Genomic DNA, 280 nt, shown 5'->3' on the forward strand with positions numbered 1-280 from the left:
TTGAGCGTGTAGTCCCGGACCCACTGACCGTTGGGCGCCTGGATACGACGGACACGAGCACGGACGAGCGTCGTCGCACCGCTGAGCACCCCCGGACGGGGCGAGTTGCTCTGGTCCGCGTGCGGATCGAACCGCTCCGTGCGGTGCACAGCCTCGCGGGCGTACGGACGCAGGCCGTGCCAGGTGTCCTTGGGGGCGGGGTCGGCGACACGGGACGCGGGCAGCTCGGCGGCGGCATCGCGGGTCGGCGCGGGACGGTAACGGCCGCTCGGCTGAACGC

The 280-nt window shown here is 73.2% G+C and carries 1 protein-coding gene; it reads right to left on the bottom strand.

Features of this window, described 5'->3' with window-relative positions; genetic code table 11:
• Positions 1 to 280, bottom strand: a 280-nt coding sequence (locus OC490_RS49230) for a hypothetical protein (RefSeq protein ID WP_262064581.1), incomplete at both ends; no start/stop codon positions are given.

Source organism: Streptomyces sp. STR69, from assembly GCF_024519455.1.
GTDB lineage: Bacteria > Actinomycetota > Actinomycetes > Streptomycetales > Streptomycetaceae > Streptomyces.